Source organism: Variovorax sp. (genome assembly GCF_035634955.1).
Lineage (GTDB): Bacteria > Pseudomonadota > Gammaproteobacteria > Burkholderiales > Burkholderiaceae_C > Variovorax.
In genome coordinates, this window is sequence record NZ_DASQBZ010000022.1 from 123,941 (window position 1) to 141,437 (window position 17,497).

The 17,497-nt window shown below is 72.4% G+C and carries 12 protein-coding genes; all 12 read left to right on the plus strand.

The annotated features are described in order from the left end of the window. The first annotated feature begins 28 nt into the window (after positions 1-28). Complete coding sequence (locus VES41_RS12695) at positions 29-1,687, plus strand: murein transglycosylase A (RefSeq protein WP_324817308.1); 1,659 nt, start codon at positions 29-31, stop codon at positions 1,685-1,687. A gap of 25 nt (positions 1,688-1,712) precedes the next feature. Beyond that, positions 1,713-2,501 carry a hypothetical protein gene (locus tag VES41_RS12700; RefSeq protein ID WP_324817311.1) on the plus strand — a complete coding sequence of 263 codons (789 nt, stop codon included), beginning with the start codon at positions 1,713-1,715 and terminating at the stop codon, positions 2,499-2,501. Between the two features lie 24 nt (positions 2,502-2,525). Continuing rightward, positions 2,526-3,710 (plus strand): hypothetical protein, encoded by a 1,185-nt coding sequence (locus VES41_RS12705; protein ID WP_324817315.1) that lies wholly within the window; start codon positions 2,526-2,528, stop codon positions 3,708-3,710. A 21-nt stretch (positions 3,711-3,731) separates the two neighbouring features. Next, on the plus strand, positions 3,732-5,768 hold the full coding sequence (locus tag VES41_RS12710) for a caspase family protein (protein ID WP_324817318.1): 2,037 nt from the start codon (positions 3,732-3,734) through the stop codon (positions 5,766-5,768). Between the two features lie 25 nt (positions 5,769-5,793). Next, positions 5,794-6,351, plus strand: a complete 558-nt coding sequence (locus VES41_RS12715) for a type VI secretion system tube protein Hcp (protein ID WP_324817321.1) — start codon at positions 5,794-5,796, stop codon at positions 6,349-6,351. 167 nt (positions 6,352-6,518) lie between these two features. Then, the gene (locus tag VES41_RS12720; protein ID WP_324817323.1) at positions 6,519-7,349 is read left to right on the plus strand and encodes a type VI secretion system accessory protein TagJ; all 831 of its coding nucleotides are present in this window, start codon (positions 6,519-6,521) and stop codon (positions 7,347-7,349) included. Beyond that, positions 7,342-7,848, plus strand: coding sequence for a type VI secretion system baseplate subunit TssE (tssE, locus tag VES41_RS12725; protein WP_324817326.1), 507 nt, complete (start codon positions 7,342-7,344; stop codon positions 7,846-7,848). Before VES41_RS12720 ends, tssE begins: the two co-directional genes overlap by 8 nt. 28 nt (positions 7,849-7,876) lie before the next feature. Further along, on the plus strand, positions 7,877-9,775 hold the full coding sequence (gene tssF, locus VES41_RS12730) for a type VI secretion system baseplate subunit TssF (RefSeq protein ID WP_324817328.1): 1,899 nt from the start codon (positions 7,877-7,879) through the stop codon (positions 9,773-9,775). Further along, positions 9,751-10,899, plus strand: a complete 1,149-nt coding sequence (gene tssG / locus VES41_RS12735) for a type VI secretion system baseplate subunit TssG (RefSeq protein ID WP_324817331.1) — start codon at positions 9,751-9,753, stop codon at positions 10,897-10,899. Before tssF ends, tssG begins: the two co-directional genes overlap by 25 nt. Next, positions 10,896-13,637 (plus strand): type VI secretion system ATPase TssH, encoded by a 2,742-nt coding sequence (tssH, locus tag VES41_RS12740; RefSeq protein WP_324817334.1) that lies wholly within the window; start codon positions 10,896-10,898, stop codon positions 13,635-13,637. Before tssG ends, tssH begins: the two co-directional genes overlap by 4 nt. An 18-nt stretch (positions 13,638-13,655) precedes the next feature. Further along, positions 13,656-15,035 carry a tetratricopeptide repeat protein gene (locus VES41_RS12745; RefSeq protein ID WP_324817336.1) on the plus strand — a complete coding sequence of 460 codons (1,380 nt, stop codon included), beginning with the start codon at positions 13,656-13,658 and terminating at the stop codon, positions 15,033-15,035. A gap of 45 nt (positions 15,036-15,080) precedes the next feature. Continuing rightward, the gene (locus VES41_RS12750) at positions 15,081-17,483 is read left to right on the plus strand and encodes a type VI secretion system Vgr family protein (protein WP_324817338.1); all 2,403 of its coding nucleotides are present in this window, start codon (positions 15,081-15,083) and stop codon (positions 17,481-17,483) included. Positions 17,484-17,497 lie beyond the last annotated feature (14 nt).

Sequence of the window (17,497 nt, forward strand, 5' to 3'; positions counted from 1 at the left end):
ACCTTCGGATTCGACAAGGAGGTCTCGCATGAACAGCCTTTCGCCACCGCCGCCGGCCGCCGCTTCCGCCGTCCGGAAGGCGGCGCTGGCCGTGCTGCTCGCCGGCCTGGCCGGGTGCGCCGGCATGCCGCCATCCGGCGCGCCAGCCGCCCCGGACGCCGCCGCCACGCCCGCCGCGGCGCCGGCCCCGGCGACCCCACCGCCGCCGGCCCCGATCAGCCTCGACGACCGCGCGCCCGCGCGCCCGGCTGCGGGCGCCTCGGCCGGCCCGGGCGCCAGCGTGGCCGGACAGTCGCGCACCTTCTCGACCAGCGTGGCCACCTACACCTCGGTCGGCTACGACAAGCTGCCCGGCTGGGTGCAGGACGATTTCTCCCAGACCTGGCCGGCCTTCCTGACCAGCTGCCAGGTGCTCGACCGGCGCGGCGAGGCGTGGCGCAGCATCTGCGGGCGCGCACGCGCGGTCGACAGCCGCAACGACGCGGCCATCCGCAACTTCTTCGAATCCGAGTTCTCCGCCTACCAGATCCGCGACGACGACCGCCGCACCGACGGCGTGGTCACCGGCTACTTCGAACCCGAACTCGCGGGCAGCCGCAACTACGCGCCGCCGTTCATCTACCCGGTGTACGGCCAGCCGCAGGACATGCTGTTCCTGGACGCGCGCAAGATTCCCGCCGGCGCCAGCAGCGTGCCGGCCCGGCTGCAGGGCAACCAGGTGATCCCGCAGGCCGGCCTGTCGACGCGCGACCTGGGCGCCCCCGGCATCTACGTGCTGGAGCTGTCGGACGTGACCCGCGACACGCTCGATCGCAAGGTCCGGCTGCGCGCCGAGGGCCGGCGCCTGCTGCCCTACTACACGCGCCAGGAGATCGAGGCGCGCGGCGCGCCCAACGCCAGGGTGCTGGCCTTCGTGGACAACGCGATGGCGCTGTACGAGATGCAGATCCAGGGCTCGGGCCGCATCCGCCTCAAGGACGGCGAGGTGATCCGCGTCTCGTACGCCGAGCAGAACGGGCAGCCCTTCCGGCCCACGCTGGCGAAGAACGCCAAGGGCAAGAGCAAGACCGCGGTGCGCACCCGCGGCGGTGCGGTCGAGCTGGTGCTGGACGACGATGACGACGATCTCCAGGCCGGCGACACCGACACCGGCAGCGTGCGCGTGCGCGGCTTCACGCTGGCCCGCCCGGCCGTGATGGGCGCGGTGGCGGTGCCGGGCCAGCGCACCACGGCCGCGGCCACCGGCAGCGGCATCCAGGACCCGAGCTACGTCTTCTTCAAGGAAGGCCAGTCCGGAGCCGGCGGTCCGGTCGGGGCGTTCGGCGTGCCGCTGGAGCCGGGGCGCTCGATCGCGGTGGACCCGCGCGCCACGCCGCTGGGCTACCCGGTGTACATCTCCACCCGCGAGCCGGTGGGCAACAAGCCCATGCAGCGCCTGACGGTGGCGCAGGACACCGGCGGCGCCATCCGCGGCGCGGTGCGGGCCGACTATTTCTTCGGCAACGGCACCGAGGCCGCCGCGCAGGCGCGGCGCATGAAGGAGCGCGGCCAGTTGTGGATCCTGCTGCCGCGCGGACTGCCGGTGGCGGCGGCCGCGTCCGGCGGCATCCGCACCCGGGGCGGCGCGGCCGGCGCAAGCCTGCCGCAATGCCTGGTCGAGGAGGAGGACCTGTGCGTCGACGACTGAACACGGCGCCGCGCCGCTGATTCCCATGCAAGACACCCTGTCCCTCGACGAGAGCGGCGAACTGGTCCGCCTCTGGCGGCGCCGGCAGCAGCTGTCGCCCCAAGAGATGGGGCGCATGTACCGCATCGTGGGCGAGGCGCTACGCACCTGCAACCCGCCCGAGCTCAAGGTGCTGGGCGAGGGGCGGCAGGAGCTGGTGGCCCAGTTCATCTACGTGAAGGTGCTGCGGCTGGACGCCGATGCCCAGGACGTGGGCGCCGAGCCGGGCGAGGCCGACGGCGACGGCGGGGCCGGCGAGGGCGCGGGCAGCGCGCCATCCAGTGCCTACGCCCTGTGCGCCTACTTCCGCCGCTACCTGATCGACTGCACCCGCGCCAGCAGCTTCCGGCGGCGGCTGTCGATCGGCGACCAGGTCAGCGAGGCGCAGCTCGAGACGCAGCTGGGCAGCCAGCCTGGCCCGGCGGACGACAGTCTGGCCGAACACGGCCTGTCGGACGAGGCGGTGCAGCAGGCGGCGCGCCGATTCATCGCCGGCCTGGGCGAGCCCGAGCGGCTGCTGCTGTGCGAAGGCTTCGGCCGGGAGATGCCCGGCGGGCTGTCGGGCGTGGCGGCGCGCCATGCGATCGCGTCCTACCACTACCGCGCCGGACGGCTGGGCCTGGTGCACCGGCGCGAGGCGCTGCCGGCCGACTATGCCCGCACCGAACTCGGGGGCTGGATCCAGGGCACGCTGGGCATCGCCATCGAGCCGGACAACATGCCCGCGATCCTGCGGGTCTTCAAAATCCTGGGGGCTGAGGCGTCTTGCGTGTAGCGCCGCATCACCACAGGACCGAGTATGCCCATCGAACTATGGCCTCCGCTTCACCTCATCCGCAGTCAGCTGGAACCGGCCTCGCCGGTGCCGGGCGGCGAGCCGGTGCGGATGGCCGGCGTCGATGCGGACGGCGCGGCGGCGCGCGCGGCCATGCCGGCCGACCTGCTGCTGCCGCTGACCGAGCTGGCGCGCCGGCGCGAGGCGCTGGCCGCGCGGGCGTTCGGCGCGCGCTGGACGCCGGGGCGCCTTGTCGGCGTGCTGCTGGATGGCCGCCTGCTGGGCGTGCTGCTCGACCGCCAGGCGCCCGGCGGCGCGTGGCACGGCTTCATGGCCGCCGGCGAGGCCGACTGGGCCGGTCCGCACGACGTGCTGCTCGAGCCTGCCGATGAACCCTTCGAGCCGCTGTTCGGAATGATCCAGGCCTGGAACCCGGTCACCCTGATGCCCGCGCCGCAATGGCTGGCGCGGGTGCAGGGCGAGGTTTCGGCCACGCGGCTGGCCGCCGTCCGCGCGGTGCACGACGAGCATGCGGCCGGCCACGTGCCGGACATCGCGTGCGAGCCCGGGCGCATCGCCCTGCGCACGACCGGCGGGGGCGCGTTCAGCGTGCTCAGCGGCACCCCGCTCGCCCCGGACGACGAGCGCGGCGCCTACCAGCGGCTCTACCGCGACGCGGCCGCGCGCCTGGTCGCCGCCAGCCGCCGCCTGGCCGGTGCGGACGGCACCGGCGCCGCGCCGGCCCGACATGCCGGCCCGGCCGGTGGCGCGGCGGCCGGGGCCGTCGACCGGACGGCGGATGCGGCGCCGGCCGCGGCGCCACCGCGCGCGGCGGACGACGGGCCCTGGCAACGCCTGCGGCGCTGGCTGGGCGCCGACGGCTGGGTCCGGCCCGCGTTCGCGCTGCTGGCGCTGGTGGTGGTCGTGCAGAACCTCGTGCTGCCCGGCGGCGCAGGCGACGCGGACGACGCGCTGCGCTTTCGCGGCCTGCCCGGAGCGGCGACCGACGCGCCCACCGCCGACCTGGCGCTCAGCTTCCGACCGGACGTGCGCATGGCCGACGCGCAGCGCCTGCTGCAATCGGTGCAGGCCGAGGTGGTGGCCGGGCCGGATGCGCGCGGGACCTGGTACCTGCGCGTGCCCGACGTGACCGCCAGCCGCGCCGCGCTGGCCGCCTCGCCGCTGGTCGGCGCGGTCGGGCCGCCCTGACGCGCCGGAAGGGATTCGCCCATGCACGCGCTGCTGCCACCGCCCCGCTGGATGCAGGCCCTGCTGCTGGGTGCGGCACTGTTGCTGGCCGGCGGCCAGATACAGGCGGCACATGCGGCGCGGCGCGCGCTGCTGGTGGGCGTGTCGGAACTGGCCCACCAGAGCCCTTCGCTGTGGCTGCAGGCGCCGCGCAACGACGTGCTCCTGATGCGCGACGCGCTGCAGCGCCAGGGATTCGCGCCGGGCGAGATCGCCGTGCTGGCCGACGGCATCGACGGCGCCGCGCTGCCGGATTCGCGCGGCATCCACGACGCCCTGGCCGACCTGCTCGCCCGCTCGGGCAGCGGCGACTTCGTGCTGCTGTACTTCTCCGGCCACGGCACGCGCGTGCGCGACCGCGCCAAGGCGTACGCCGAGCCCGACGGCCTGGCCGAGAACTTCCTGGCGCGTGACGCGCTGCTGCCTCCCGGCGGGGGCGACATGCCGCTGGCCGGCGGCCTGCGCGACGTCGACGTCGACGGCTGGATCCGCGCCTTCCTGGCGCGCGGCGTGTTCGTCTGGTCGGTGTTCGACACCTGCGCGGCCACCTCCATGACGCGCGGCGTGCGCGCCCTGCCGTCCGGCCCGGCAGACGCCGACATCGACGACGTCGACGACCCGGTGCGGTTTCGCGGCATCCGCCTCGACCAGCTGGCGCAGGCGCCGGCCGGCACGCCGCTGCCGGCCGACCTGGCGCCGCCGCCCTGGCCGCCGGTGCCGCGGGCGCGCTACGTCGCCTTCTTCGCGTCGGAAAGCCACCAGGTGACGCCCGAACTGCGCCTGCCGCGCGGCGATCGCAGCGCGCGACCGCAGGGACTGCTGACCTGGGCCGTCGCGCAGGCGATGGCGCGGCGGCCGGCCACCTTCCGCGAACTCTTCAACCAGGTGGTCTCGCTGCAGGCCCCGGTGATCGGCGAGCTGGCGCCGCGCTTTCCCACGCGCGAACTGCCGTCGCCGGTGGCCGAGGGCAACCTGGACCTGCCGCTGTACGGCGCCGCGCCGGCGCCGCTGACCACGCGGCCGGCCTGGCCGGCGCGGCGCGCGGGCGGCCAGCTGCTGCTGGCGGCGGGGTTGCTCGATGGCCTGGAGCCCGGCCAGCCGGTGCGGGTGCTGGCCACGCTGGAAGGCGGCGCGCAGCGCAGCGCCACGCTTGCGTTGACGGAGGTCGACCTCGGCACCGCGCAACTGCCGGTGCCGACCGCGCTGGCCGCGCTCGGCGACGACGCGCTGTGGAGCGTGGTGCCGTCGGCCGATTCGCCGTCCGCCCAGTTGCGGGTGGGTGGCGGCGTGGCGCTGCCGGCAGCGATCAGCCTGGCCTGGCCGGCCGCGCTCCGCGCCGCGAGCGCCGGCGAAGCGGCCGACGTGACGCTCGTGCGCACGGCCGACGGCGTGCAGGCCCGCATCGTCTCGCCCGACCTGGCCGCGCTGATCAACGAGCAGGCCGTGCCGCTGGCGGACCAGGACGCGTTGCGCACCTACCTGCAGGCGCTGGCAGAACTCAAGTGGCTCGGCCGCCTGCAGCGGCTCGCGCGGGGCCGGCAGCTCGACGGCTTCGATGCCACCGTCGAGGTCTGGTCCGGCAGCCGGCTGCTGCGCAGCGAGCCGGCCGAGGCCGGCAGCGGCGCGCCACTCGAAGCCGGCGAACGGCTGAGCCTGTCGGTGCGCAACGCCAGCGGCCAGTCGCTGGATCTGGTGGTGGTCGGCATCGATGCCGATGGCGCCATCCGGCAGGTGTATCCGCCGGCCATGAGCGAGACGAATCGCTTCGAGCGCGGCAGCCGCGAGCGGCCGGCCATGCAGCGCTTCGAGCTGCCGTGGCTGGACCCGGCGCGCGGCGGCCGCCTGCTGGTGGTGGCCGCGCCGGCCGCGCCTTTTTCCGCGCCGCGCCTGTTCGGCGCGGCCGCGCCGGATGCGACGCCGCCCGCCGGCATGCGGCTGCGCGGCACACGGCCGGCGGCGCCCGACGCGCGGCGCCAGCTGTACGGCGCGCTGGCCGCATGGCCCGCGGGCGCGCGATGAACGATCCCCACGCACGGAGCACGCCATGAACCTGAACGCGGATGCACAACTGGATGCGGGCGAGGTGCAACGCCTGCTCGACCACATGTCGCAGGAGACCGGCAACGACTACCTGATGCTGATCGAGAGCAAGGGCAGCGCGGTCGAAGGCGAATCCAGCCGCGCCTTCGAGGACGGCAAGCGGCGCATGCAGATCGGCGGCTACAGCTACGTGGCCGCGGTGCAGACCCCGCCGGGCACCGCCAAGGGCCAGGTGCGCATGAGCGCCGTCATGGTCGTGCGCGAATGCGATGCGGCCACGGCCACCATCGCCAGTCTGCTGAAGAACCAGGAGAGCGACCTGAAGGTGCAGATCTCCGTGTTCAAGGCCAGCGGCGACAGCTCCAGCGACCAGCAGCCGATGCTGGAGTTCGTGCTGGAGAACGCGCGCATCACCACGCAGGCGATTCTCACCGGCGGCAATCCGCGCCGGCCTTGCGAGATCATCTGCCTGACGCCGCGCAAGCTGGAGATCCGCTCGGCGCCGCAGCAGCAGACGGGCCTGCGCGGTGCGGTGCGCACCTGCACGTTGACCCAGCCCTAGCAGGCCGCACGGGCGCCGCGCGGACATTGCGCGCGGGGCGTCCCTCCCCTGACATACGCCGCCCGGCAGATGCGCCGCGCCGCGGTCGTGCCTAAGCTTTTGCTCAACAGATCCGCGCTGGCGCGCCGTGCGTTGCGTGCCCATCAACGCCATCGCAAGGACCCGCCATGACCCGCTCCGCAGAGATGCTCCAGGCGGCCGACCCGGCCGGTGCGCTCCAGGCCCTGACCGACGAGATCCGCGCCAGGCCGGCCGACGCGAAGCTGCGCGTGTTCATGGCGCAACTGCTGTGCGTACTCGGCCAGTGGGAGCGCGCAATCAACCAGCTGACCGTGGCCGCCGAGATGGACGCGCTGGCGGTGCCGATGAAGCAGGTCTACGGCGACGCGATCCGCTGCGAGAGCCTGCGCGCCGATGTCTTTGCCGGCCGGCGCACGCCGATGATCTTCGGCGAGCCGGACCCGTGGCTCGCCCTGCTCATCGAATCGCTGCTGCGCCTCGGCGCGGGCGAGCCCGACATGGCCGAGGACCTGCGCGTGCGTGCCTTCGATGCCGCGCCGGCGAGTCCCGGCACCATCGACGGCGAGGCTTTCCAATGGCTGGCCGATGCCGACATGCGCCTGGGCCCGGTGCTGGAGGCGTTCGTCAACGGACGCTACTACTGGGTGCCGTTCGCGCGCCTGGCGCAGGTGCGGCTGGAGCCGCCGGAGGATCTGCGCGACATGGTGTGGCTGCCGGCGCACCTGGTCTTCGAGAACGGCGGCGAGACGCTGGCGCTGATCCCGTCGCGCTACGAAGGCAGCGAGCATGCCGCCGACGGCGCGGTGCAGCTGGCGCGCAAGACCGAGTGGCGCGCGCTGCGCCCCGATGTCTGGGCCGGCCTGGGCCAGCGCATGTGGAGCAGCGACATCGGCGACGAAGGCAGCGAGCACCCGATGCTGCAGGTGCGCGCGATCGACTTCGCGCCGCAGGCCGGGGCGGGGCAGGCGGATGCCTGAGCTGACCGCGCAGGAGCGGCTGCAGCCGTCGCTGCTCGATCGTCTGGTGGACCATGCGCCGGGCGAGACGCGCGAAGGCGACGAGCAGCGCGTGCTGACCCGCCAGGCGCTGCGCGAGGCGGTGCTGCGCGACCTCAGCTGGTTGTTCAACGCCACCGAGATGGGACCGCGCGTCATCGACGAGCGGCGACATCCGCACGCGGCGCGCTCGGTGCTGAACTACGGATTGCCTATGCTGTCCGGCCAGTTCACCTCGTCGGTGCAGCGTGCCAGCATGGAACAGGCACTCAGGAACGCGATCACGCAGTTCGAGCCGCGCATCCTGCCCCGCACCCTCGAAGTGGAACTTCTCATGGAAGGCTCGGCCCTCGAATCGCACAACCGCATCGGGCTGGTCATCCGCGGCATGCTGTGGGCGCAGCCGGTGCCGCTGGAGTTCCTCATGCGCAGCCGCATCGACCTCGAGGAAGGGCGCATCGAGATCGAGGACGGCCGCTGACCGGTTCGCCGGCGCCGCAGGAACGACCATGGATCCCAGGCTGCTGAACCTCTACGAACAGGAGCTTCGCTACTTCCGCGAAAGCGGCGCGGAGTTCGCGCAGGCGTTCCCGAAGATCGCGCATCGACTCGGCATGGAAGGCCAGGAGGTCGCCGACCCGTACGTGGAGCGGCTGATCGAGGCGACCGCATTCCTCTCGGCCCGGGTCGGCCTGAAGCTGGACGCCGAATACCCGCGCTTCACCGGGCACCTGCTGGACATCGTCTATCCGAACTTCCTGGCGCCCACGCCCGCCATGATGGTCGCCGGCCTGGAGCCCGACACCGAGGACGCCAGCCTGGCCACCGGCCCGACCGTGCCACGCGGCAGCGGCCTGCGCGCGCGCCATGCGGCCGGGCTGCACACCTACTGCGAGTTCCGCACCAGCCATGCGGTGCGGCTGTGGCCGGTGCAGGTGCGCCGGGCCCAGTACTTCAGCTACGCGCCCGACCTGCCGCTGGCCCAGCACCCCGCGGGCCGGGACATCCGCGGCGGCCTGCGCATCGCGTTGCATGCCGGTGGCGGGCTGCAGTTCCGGCAGCTGCCGATCGACGAGCTGGTGTTCCATCTCGCGGGCGCCGACGACGTGGCCTGGCAACTGCACGCCTGCCTGCTGGGCAAGCCGCTCGGCGTGATGGTTCAGCCGCTGTCGGCCGCCGGGCAGGCGACCGGGCAGGCCGGCGCGATCCGCCACCTGCCGGCGCAATGCGTGGCGCCGGTGGGCTTCGAGGACGACGAGGCACTCCTGCCGGTGACGGCCACGGGCTTCTCGGGGCATCGCCTGGTGCAGGAGTACTTCGCCTTCGCCCAGCGCTTCCAGTTCGTGCGCATCACCGGCCTGGCCGAGGCGCTGGCGCAGGTGGCCGGCAGCGACGTGGAACTGGTCGTGCTCTTCTCGCGCGGCGATGCCGCGCTGGAAAAGCTGGTGAGCGCGGACAACCTGCGCCTGCACTGCGTGCCGGCGATCAACTTGTTCTCCAGGCGGCTGGACCGCGTGGTGGTCAACGAAGGGGCCAGCCAGTTCCACCTGCTGGCCGATCGCACCCGTCCGCAGGACTTCGAGGTGCACAGCGTGCAGTCGGTGGTGGGCCACGGCAGCCCCGGCAATGGCGACGTGGCCGAGACCACCTTCCTGCCCTTCTATGCCGCCTTCCACGGCGCGCGGCCGGGGCATCCGGCCTACTTCACCACCACGCGCGAGCCGCGCGTGCATTCGCAGCGCCAGCGCAGCGAGGGCCACCGCAGCAGCCACATCGGCTCCGAGCTGTACATGCAGATCGTGGACGCGCAGCAGGCGCCGTACGCCGCCTCGCTGCGCCAGCTGGCGGTGACCGCGCTGGTCACCAACCGCGATCTGCCGCTGCTGATGCCGCTGGGTCAGGGCAACGACTTCGAATGCATGGACTCGCAGCCGGTGCAGCGCGTGCGCGTGCTGCGCGGCCCGTCGCGCCCGGTGTCGCCGGTGGTCAGCCAGGGACTGGGCTGGCGCGTGCTCGACCACCTGGCGCTGAACTACCTTTCGCTGGCCGACAGCACCGCGCAGGAAGGCGCGGCCGCGCTGCGAGAGATGCTGATGCTCTACGCGGCGCACGGCGACGAGGCGCGCCAGTCGCAGGTGCGCGGCCTGTTGTCGGTCAAGTCGCGCCCGGTGGTGCGGCGCCTGCCGCTGCCGGGTCCGATCGCCTTCGGCCGAGGGCTCGAGGTGGCGCTGGAAGTGGACGCGGCCGCCTTTCGCGGCCACAGCGCGTTCCTGTTCGGGGCGGTGCTGGCGCGCTTCCTGGCGCGGCATGTCGAGGTGAACCATTTCGTCGAGACCGCGCTGGTGCTGGCCGGCCGCGGCGAGGTCATGCGCTGGAGGCCGCTGTGCGGAACCCGACCGATCCTGTAGCGCCAGCGGCCGTGCACGACGGCGGCGCGCCGGCGCCGGGCACGCCGCGCGAGCGGGTCGCAGCCTGGCTGCAGGCGCGATGCGCAGCGCCTTGGGCGTACGACTACTTCGCCGTCATGCGCCGCCTCGAGGCGGTGGCCGCGCCGGCGCCGCGCTGGGGCCACGCGCTGCTGCCCGGTGCCGAGCCGGTGCGCGTCGGGCAGGAGGCCTCGCTGTCGTTCGCGCCGTCCAGCCTGAGCGGCTTCGAGCCCGGCGCCACGCCTGCGCCGCGCCTGCGCCAGGCCTTCTTCGGCTACATGGGCCCGAACGGGCCGCTGCCGCTGCACCTGAGCGACTTCATCCGCGAGCGCACCCGCAACCACGGCGACCCCACCTGGCTCGCCTTCCTGGACGGATTCGCGCACCGGTTCTCGCTGTACTTCTACCGGGCCTGGGCCCAGGCCCGGCCGGCGGTGGGCATGGACCGGCCGCAGGAGGACGGCTTCCGGCGCCGGCTGGGCGCGCTGGTGGGCGTGGGCACCGCGGCGCGCTGCGGGCGCGACGAAGTGCCCGACGACGCGCGCCTGTACTTCTCCGGCTGGCTCGGACGCCAGGTGCACAGCACCGAGGCGGTGGAGCGCGTGCTGACCCGCTACTTCGACGTGCCGGTGCGGCTCGAACCCTGGGTCGGCCACTGGATGGCACTGCCGGCGTCCGACCTGACGCGGCTCGGCCGCGGCGGCGCCGCCGGTGCGCTCGGCGCCGGCGCCATGCTCGGAAGCCGGGCCTGGGACCGGCAGCATCGCGTGCGGTTGCACGTGGGGCCGCTGTCGCTGGCCGAGTACCGGCGCTTCCTGCCCACCGGTGCCGCCCGGCCGCAGCTGCAGCGCTGGATGCAGCAGCTGCTGGCCGACGAGCTGTTCTGGGACGCGCAACTGGTGCTGCACAAGGCGCAGGTGCCCGACACCCGCCTGGGGCGGCACCGCGGCAATGCGCCGCGCCTGGGCTGGGTGTCCTGGCTCGGCGCGGGGCCGCGCCGGCGCGACGCGGCCGACGTGCGCATCGACGGGGACGCGCGCTACGCGGCGGCAGCCGCCTGCGCGCCGCCAGTTTCCGCCGCGCCCGACACAGGAGACACGCCATGAGCGAGATCAGCCGCACGGCCCTTTTCGGCAAGCTCAATCCACTGGCCTACAAGGCCATCGAGGGCGCAACCGTGTTCTGCAAGATGCGCGGCAATCCGTACGTCGAGCTGGAGCACTGGTTCGCGCAACTGCTGCAGCTTCCCGATTCCGACCTGAACCGCGTCATCGCGCACTACGGGCTCGACGTGTCGGTGCTGGCGCGCGACCTGACCGCCGCGCTGGACAGGCTGCCGCGCGGGGCCACCGCCATCAGCGACTTCTCGCCGCACATCGAGAACGCCGTCGAGCGCGGCTGGACCTATGCCACCTTGCAGTTCGGCGAAGCGCAGGTGCGCACCGGCTACCTGCTGGTGGGCATGCTCAGGACGCCCAGCCTGCGCAACCCGCTGCTGGCCATCTCCAGGCAGTTCGAGAAGGTCAAGGCCGAGGACCTGGCCGACCACTTCGCCAAGATCTGCGATGCCTCGCCCGAGTCGAGGATGCGGGCGCAGGACGGCACCGGCATGGGCTCGGGCGCGCCTGGAGAAGACGCCGGCGCGATGGCCCCGGCCGCCATGGGCAAGGGCGATGCGCTTAGAAAATTTGCTGTCGACCTCACGGAGAAGGCGAGGAAGGGAGAGATGGATCCGGTGACCGGGCGGGACGAGGAAATCCGCCAGATCGTCGACATCCTGATGCGGCGCCGCCAGAACAACCCGCTGCTGACGGGCGAGGCGGGCGTCGGCAAGACGGCGGTGGTGGAAGGCTTCGCGCAGCGGCTCGCCCGCGGCGATGTGCCGCCGCAGCTCAAGGGCGTGAAGCTGCTCACGCTCGACATCGGCCTGCTGCAGGCCGGCGCCAGCATGAAGGGGGAGTTCGAGCAGCGGCTGCGCCAGGTCATCGACGAGGTACAGGCCTCGGCGCAGCCCATCATTCTTTTCATCGACGAGATCCACACGCTGGTGGGCGCGGGCGGCGCCGCCGGCACCGGCGACGCGGCCAACCTGCTCAAGCCCGCACTGGCGCGCGGCAACCTGCGCACCGTCGGCGCCACCACCTGGGCCGAATACAAGAAGTACATCGAGAAGGACCCTGCGCTGACGCGTCGGTTCCAGGTGGTGCAGGTGCCCGAGCCGGACGAGCGCAAGGCCATCGGCATGTTGCGCGGCGTCGCCGGCATGCTCGAGAAGCACCACCGCGTGCAGCTGCTGGACGAGGCGATCGAGGCGGCGGTGAAGCTGAGCCATCGCTACATTCCGGCGCGGCAACTGCCGGACAAGGCGGTGAGCCTGCTCGACACCGCCTGCGCCCGGGTGGCCGTGAGCCAGCATGCCATGCCGCCGGAGGTGGAAGACTGCCAGCGCCGCATCGAGGCGCTGACGGTCGAGCGCGAGATCATCGGGCGCGAAGGCGCCATCGGCATCGACGTGGCCGCGCGTTCCGGCGAGGTCGAGGCGGCGCTGGCCCAGGCGCGCGCCGAGCTGGAAAGGCTCGACGCGCGGTGGAAGGAAGAAAAGGAACTGGTCGACCGCCTGCTGGCCCTGCGCGCCAGGCTGCGCGACGGCAACAAGCCGGTGGACGCGCCGCAGCCCGAGCCCGCCGCTTCCGCCGAGGGCGGCGCCGCCGCGCCGGGCGATGCCGCGTCCGTGGCCGACGCGCCGGAGCCGGACCGTGCCGCGCTGCTGGACGAGCTGCACGCGCTGCAGCAGCGCATCGGTGCGGTGCAGGGCGAGTCGCCGCTGATCCTGCCGTCGGTCGACGCGCAGGCCGTGTCCTCGGTGGTAGCCGACTGGACCGGCATTCCGGTCGGGCGCATGCAGCGCAACGAGATCGACACCGTGCTGAACCTGCCGCGGCTGCTGGCGCAGCGCGTGATCGGCCAGGACCACGCGATGGAGATGATCGCCAGGCGCATCCAGACCTCGCGCGCCGGCCTGGACAACCCGGGCAAGCCGATCGGCGTGTTCATGCTCGCCGGCACTTCCGGCGTGGGCAAGACCGAGACCGCGATCGCGCTGGCCGAGGCGCTGTACGGCGGCGAGCAGAACATGATCGTCATCAACATGAGCGAGTACCAGGAGGCGCACACGGTCTCCTCGCTCAAGGGTGCGCCGCCGGGCTACGTCGGCTACGGCGAAGGCGGCGTGCTGACCGAGGCGGTGCGCCGCCGTCCGTACAGCGTGGTGCTGCTCGACGAGGTGGAGAAGGCCCATCCGGACGTGCACGAGCTGTTCTTCCAGGTGTTCGACAAGGGCTTCATGGAAGACGGCGAGGGCCGCAGCATCGACTTCAAGAACACGCTGATCCTGCTGACCACCAATGCCGGCACCGACCTGATCGCCAGCATGTGCAGGGACCCGGAGCTGATGCCCGAGCCCGAGGGCATGGCCAAGGCGCTGCGCGAGCCGCTGTTGAAGATATTTCCGCCAGCGCTGCTGGGCCGGCTGGTGACCATTCCCTACTACCCGCTGTCGGACGACATGCTCGGCCGGATCGTGGTGCTGCAGCTCGAGCGCATCAGGAAGCGCGTGCAGGCGCGCTACCAGATCCCCCTCGACTACGGGGACGACGTCGTCAAGCTGGTGGTCAGCCGCTGCACCGAGAGCGAATCGGGCGGCCGCATGATCGACGCGATCCTGACCAACACGATGCTGCCGGACATCAGCCGCGAGTTCCTGGGCCGGATGATGGCCGGCACACCGATCGGCGGCGTGCGGGTGTCGGCCGAGAACGGCGCCTTCGCCTACCACTTCGCCTGACCGCGCAGGAGCGTCGCCATGGCTGCCGGATCCGAGTTCCACCCGCCCAACCTCGAGCCGTCTCCCGCGGCGCCGGTGCGCCTCGGGCTGCCCGAGGCCATGGGCCTGGCGCTCGGCCTGCACCAGGCCGGCCGGCTCGACGATGCGCAGGTCCTGTACCAGCGCGTGCTGGCGGCCGAGCCCGAGCATGCGGACGCGCTGCACTTCATGGGCGTGCTGACGCACCAGCGCGGCCGCAGCGACGAGGCGGCCACGCTGATCCGCCGCTCCATCGCCCACCAGCCCGGCATCGCCGACTGGCACAACAACCTGGGCAACGTGCTGCTGGAGTCCGGCCGCGTCGACGAGGCGGGCGCGGCCTATGAAGAGGCGGCCCGCCTGGCGCCCGAACGCGCCGACGTGCACAACAACCTGGGCGTCCTGCGGCGCGAGCAGAAGCGCCCGGAGGAATCCGAGGCGGCCTACCGCCGCGCGATCGCGCTGGACCCGTCGTTCGTCGACGCCCACACCAACCTGGGCAACCTGCTGCACAGCCTGCACCGCAACGAGGCGGCGCTGATCAGCTATTGCGAGGCGCTGGCCCTGCGGCCGCAGAACGTGCGCGCGCGGCAGGCGCTGGGCATGGCGTACTACACGCTGGGCCGCTTCGAGGAAGCCACCCGCGTCTACGCCGACTGGCTGCGCGACGAGCCCGAAAGCCCGCAGGCGCGGCATCACCTGGCGGCATGCTCCGGCCGCGACGTGCCTGCGCGGGCCGCCGACGACTACGTGGCCGAAGTGTTCGACGGCTTTGCCGGCAGCTTCGACGCCAAGCTGGCGCACCTGCACTACCGCGCGCCGCAACTGCTGGAGCAGGAGGTGCGCCGGCGCCTGGGCCCGCCGCGCGCGGCCCTGGCGGTGCTCGACGCCGGCTGCGGCACCGGGTTGTGCGGCCCGCTCCTGCGGCCGTGGGCGCGCCGGCTGCAAGGGGTCGACCTGTCGGCCGGGATGCTTGCCAGGGCCGAGCCGCGCGGCGTGTACGACGGCCTGGAAAAGGCCGAGCTGACCGCCTGGATCGCCGCCGCCACCGCCGGCAGCTACGACCTGATCGTCTCGGCCGACACGCTGTGCTACTTCGGCGACCTGGCCGAGGTCTGCCGCGCCTGCGCCTCGGCCCTGACGCCCGGCGGCTGGCTGATGTTCACCGTCGAGGCGCTCGACGACGATGCCGCCGAGCCGGTGCGGCTCAATCCGCACGGGCGCTACGGCCACCGTGCCGACTACCTGCGCCAGGTGCTGGCGGGCGCCGGCCTGGGCGCAACCGAAGTGCAGGCGGCGCACCTGCGCACCGAGGGCGGACGGCCGGTGGCCGGCTGGCTGGTGTCGGCCTGCAAAGCCGGCGAGGCTGGATCGTCTTGAGCATGGATTCCAACTGACGCCGACGGGCAGGAGCAAGGCAGACGCATGGCCGACAAGCACTTCAGCATCCAGGGCGATTCGCCGGTCGTTGGCGACCTGATGTTCTGGTGCATCGTCGGCCAGGAGTCGTTGTCGCGGCCGGCGCACTACGAGCTGACCGTGCTGTCCGAGCGCGACGACATCGAGGCCAGGGACGTACTGGGCCACGCCTTCGACGTGGTGATCGGCTTCGCGGATGCCGACGACGCCCGGCACGAGCGCCATTGCCAGGGCCACGCCGTGCGTTTCATGCGGCGCGGGCCCGCGGGGCGCTACTTCGAGTACCGCCTGACCCTGCGCAGCTGGTTCTGGCTGCTCGACAAGCGCATCAACTCGCGCATCCTGCAGGACAAGGCGGCAATGGACATCCTCGACGCGGTGGTGGACGGCAGCCCGGTCAAGCGCTTCAAGAAGGTCAAGGCCAGCCTGATCGGCAAGCATGAGCCGCGCCGCTACAGCGTTCAGCACCAGGAGAGCGACTACCGCTACCTGTCGCGCCTGCTGGAGGACGAGGGCATCTACTACTGGTTCGACGCGCACGACGCGCCGGGCACCATGAAGGTGGCCGACGACAGCGCGGTGGCGCACGAGAAGCTGCCCGTCGCCGACACGCTGGACTACATCCCGTTCGGCAGCACGGAGGCGCGCTTCGCCGAGATCTCGCGCTGGGTGGACTCGCACCGGCTGCATTCGGGCAGGTTCGCCTCGCGCGACAGCGACTTCAAGGCCATCAGGAAGACGCTCGACGGCGACAAGGACGACCCCGATTCGCACGAGCTGGCCGACCTGGAGGTGTTCGAATATCCCGGCGGCTACTTTCGCAACGACGACACGGCGGACGCGGCGAAGGTCCGCATGGAGGAGCTGGCCGCGCGCCGCCACCTGAGCTGGGCCCTGACGCCCTGGCCGGACGTGGCGGTGGGCGGCACCTTCACCTTCCACGGCCACCCCATGGGCGACAAGGACGCCGACTTCCTGGTCGCCGGCTGCAGCTTCGTGCTGGTGCACGAGGGCTACGAGGGCATGGGCGAGCACGACACGAACGTGCAGCGCCAGGGCCGGGTGCTGCTGGAGATGATGAAGGAAGACCCGCTCAACGCGGACTGGCAGGGGCAGCTGCGCGACATCGTCTACGGCACGCCCGACCTGGTCGCGCCGATGCGCGGCGTCGGCACCTTCCTGGTCACCGTGCTGCCGGCGCAGGCGCCCTTCCGGCCGCCGCGGGTGACGCCGCGCACAACCATGCCGGGGCCGCAGAGCGCGATCGTGGTCGGGCCGGCCGGCGAGGAGATCCATGCCGACGACTTCGGCCGCGTCAAGGTGCACTTCCACTGGGACCGCTACGACGAGCGCAACGAGAAGTCCACCTGCTGGGTGCGCGTGTCGCAGCCCTGGGCCGGCAAGGGCTGGGGCGGCTACTTCATCCCGCGCATCGGGCAGGAGGTGATCGTCGACTTTCTCAACGGCGACCCGGACCGGCCGGTCATCGTCGGGCGCGTCTACAACGACGACCAGCCCAAGCCGTTCGACAGCCACACGCAAAGCGGCTTTCGCACCCGCTCGACGCCCGGCGGCAGCGCGGCCAACTGCAACGAGTTGCGCTTCGACGACAAGAAGGGCAGCGAGCAGGTCTACCTGCACGCCGAGAAGAACCAGGACATCTCGGTGGAGAACGACGAGACGCACACAGTGGGGCACGACCGCGCCAAGACCATCGACAACGACGAGACCACGCTCGTCAAGCACGACCGCACCGAGACGGTGGGCAACAACGAGACCATCACCGTGGGCGTGGACCGCACCGAAAGCGTGGGCAGCAACGAGACCATCTCCATCGGCGCGAACCGCACCGAGAGCGTGGGCAGCAACGAGACCATTTCCATCGGCGCCAACCGCAGCGAGAACGTGGCGGCCAACGAGACCATCGGCATCGGCGCCAACCGCAGCATCACCGTGGGCGCCAGCGAGACGGCGACGGTGGCGCTGCAGCGCACCCACACGGTGGGCGTGAACGAGACCATCACGGTGGGCGCGGCGCAGGAGGTGACGGTGGGCGCCATGCAGGCCATCACCGTCGGCGCGAACCAGACCACCAGCGTGGGGATCAACCGCTCCGTGTCGGTCGGCTCGAACCTGTCGACCGACGTGGGCAGCGACGAGTCGCGCAGCGTCGGCGGCGGGCGCACCACGAGTGTCGGCAAGGACGACGAACTCACGGTGGCGAAGAACCTGAAGATCAGCGCCGGCGACTCGATCTCCATCGTCACCGGCAGCGCCAGCATCACGATGAAGAAGGACGGGACCATCGTGATCAAGGGCAAGGACATCACGATCGACGGCTCCGGGAAGATCAACGCGAAGGCCGGCGGCGACATCGTGATGAAGGGATCGAAGATCCTGCAGAACTGAAGCGAAAGGGCGAG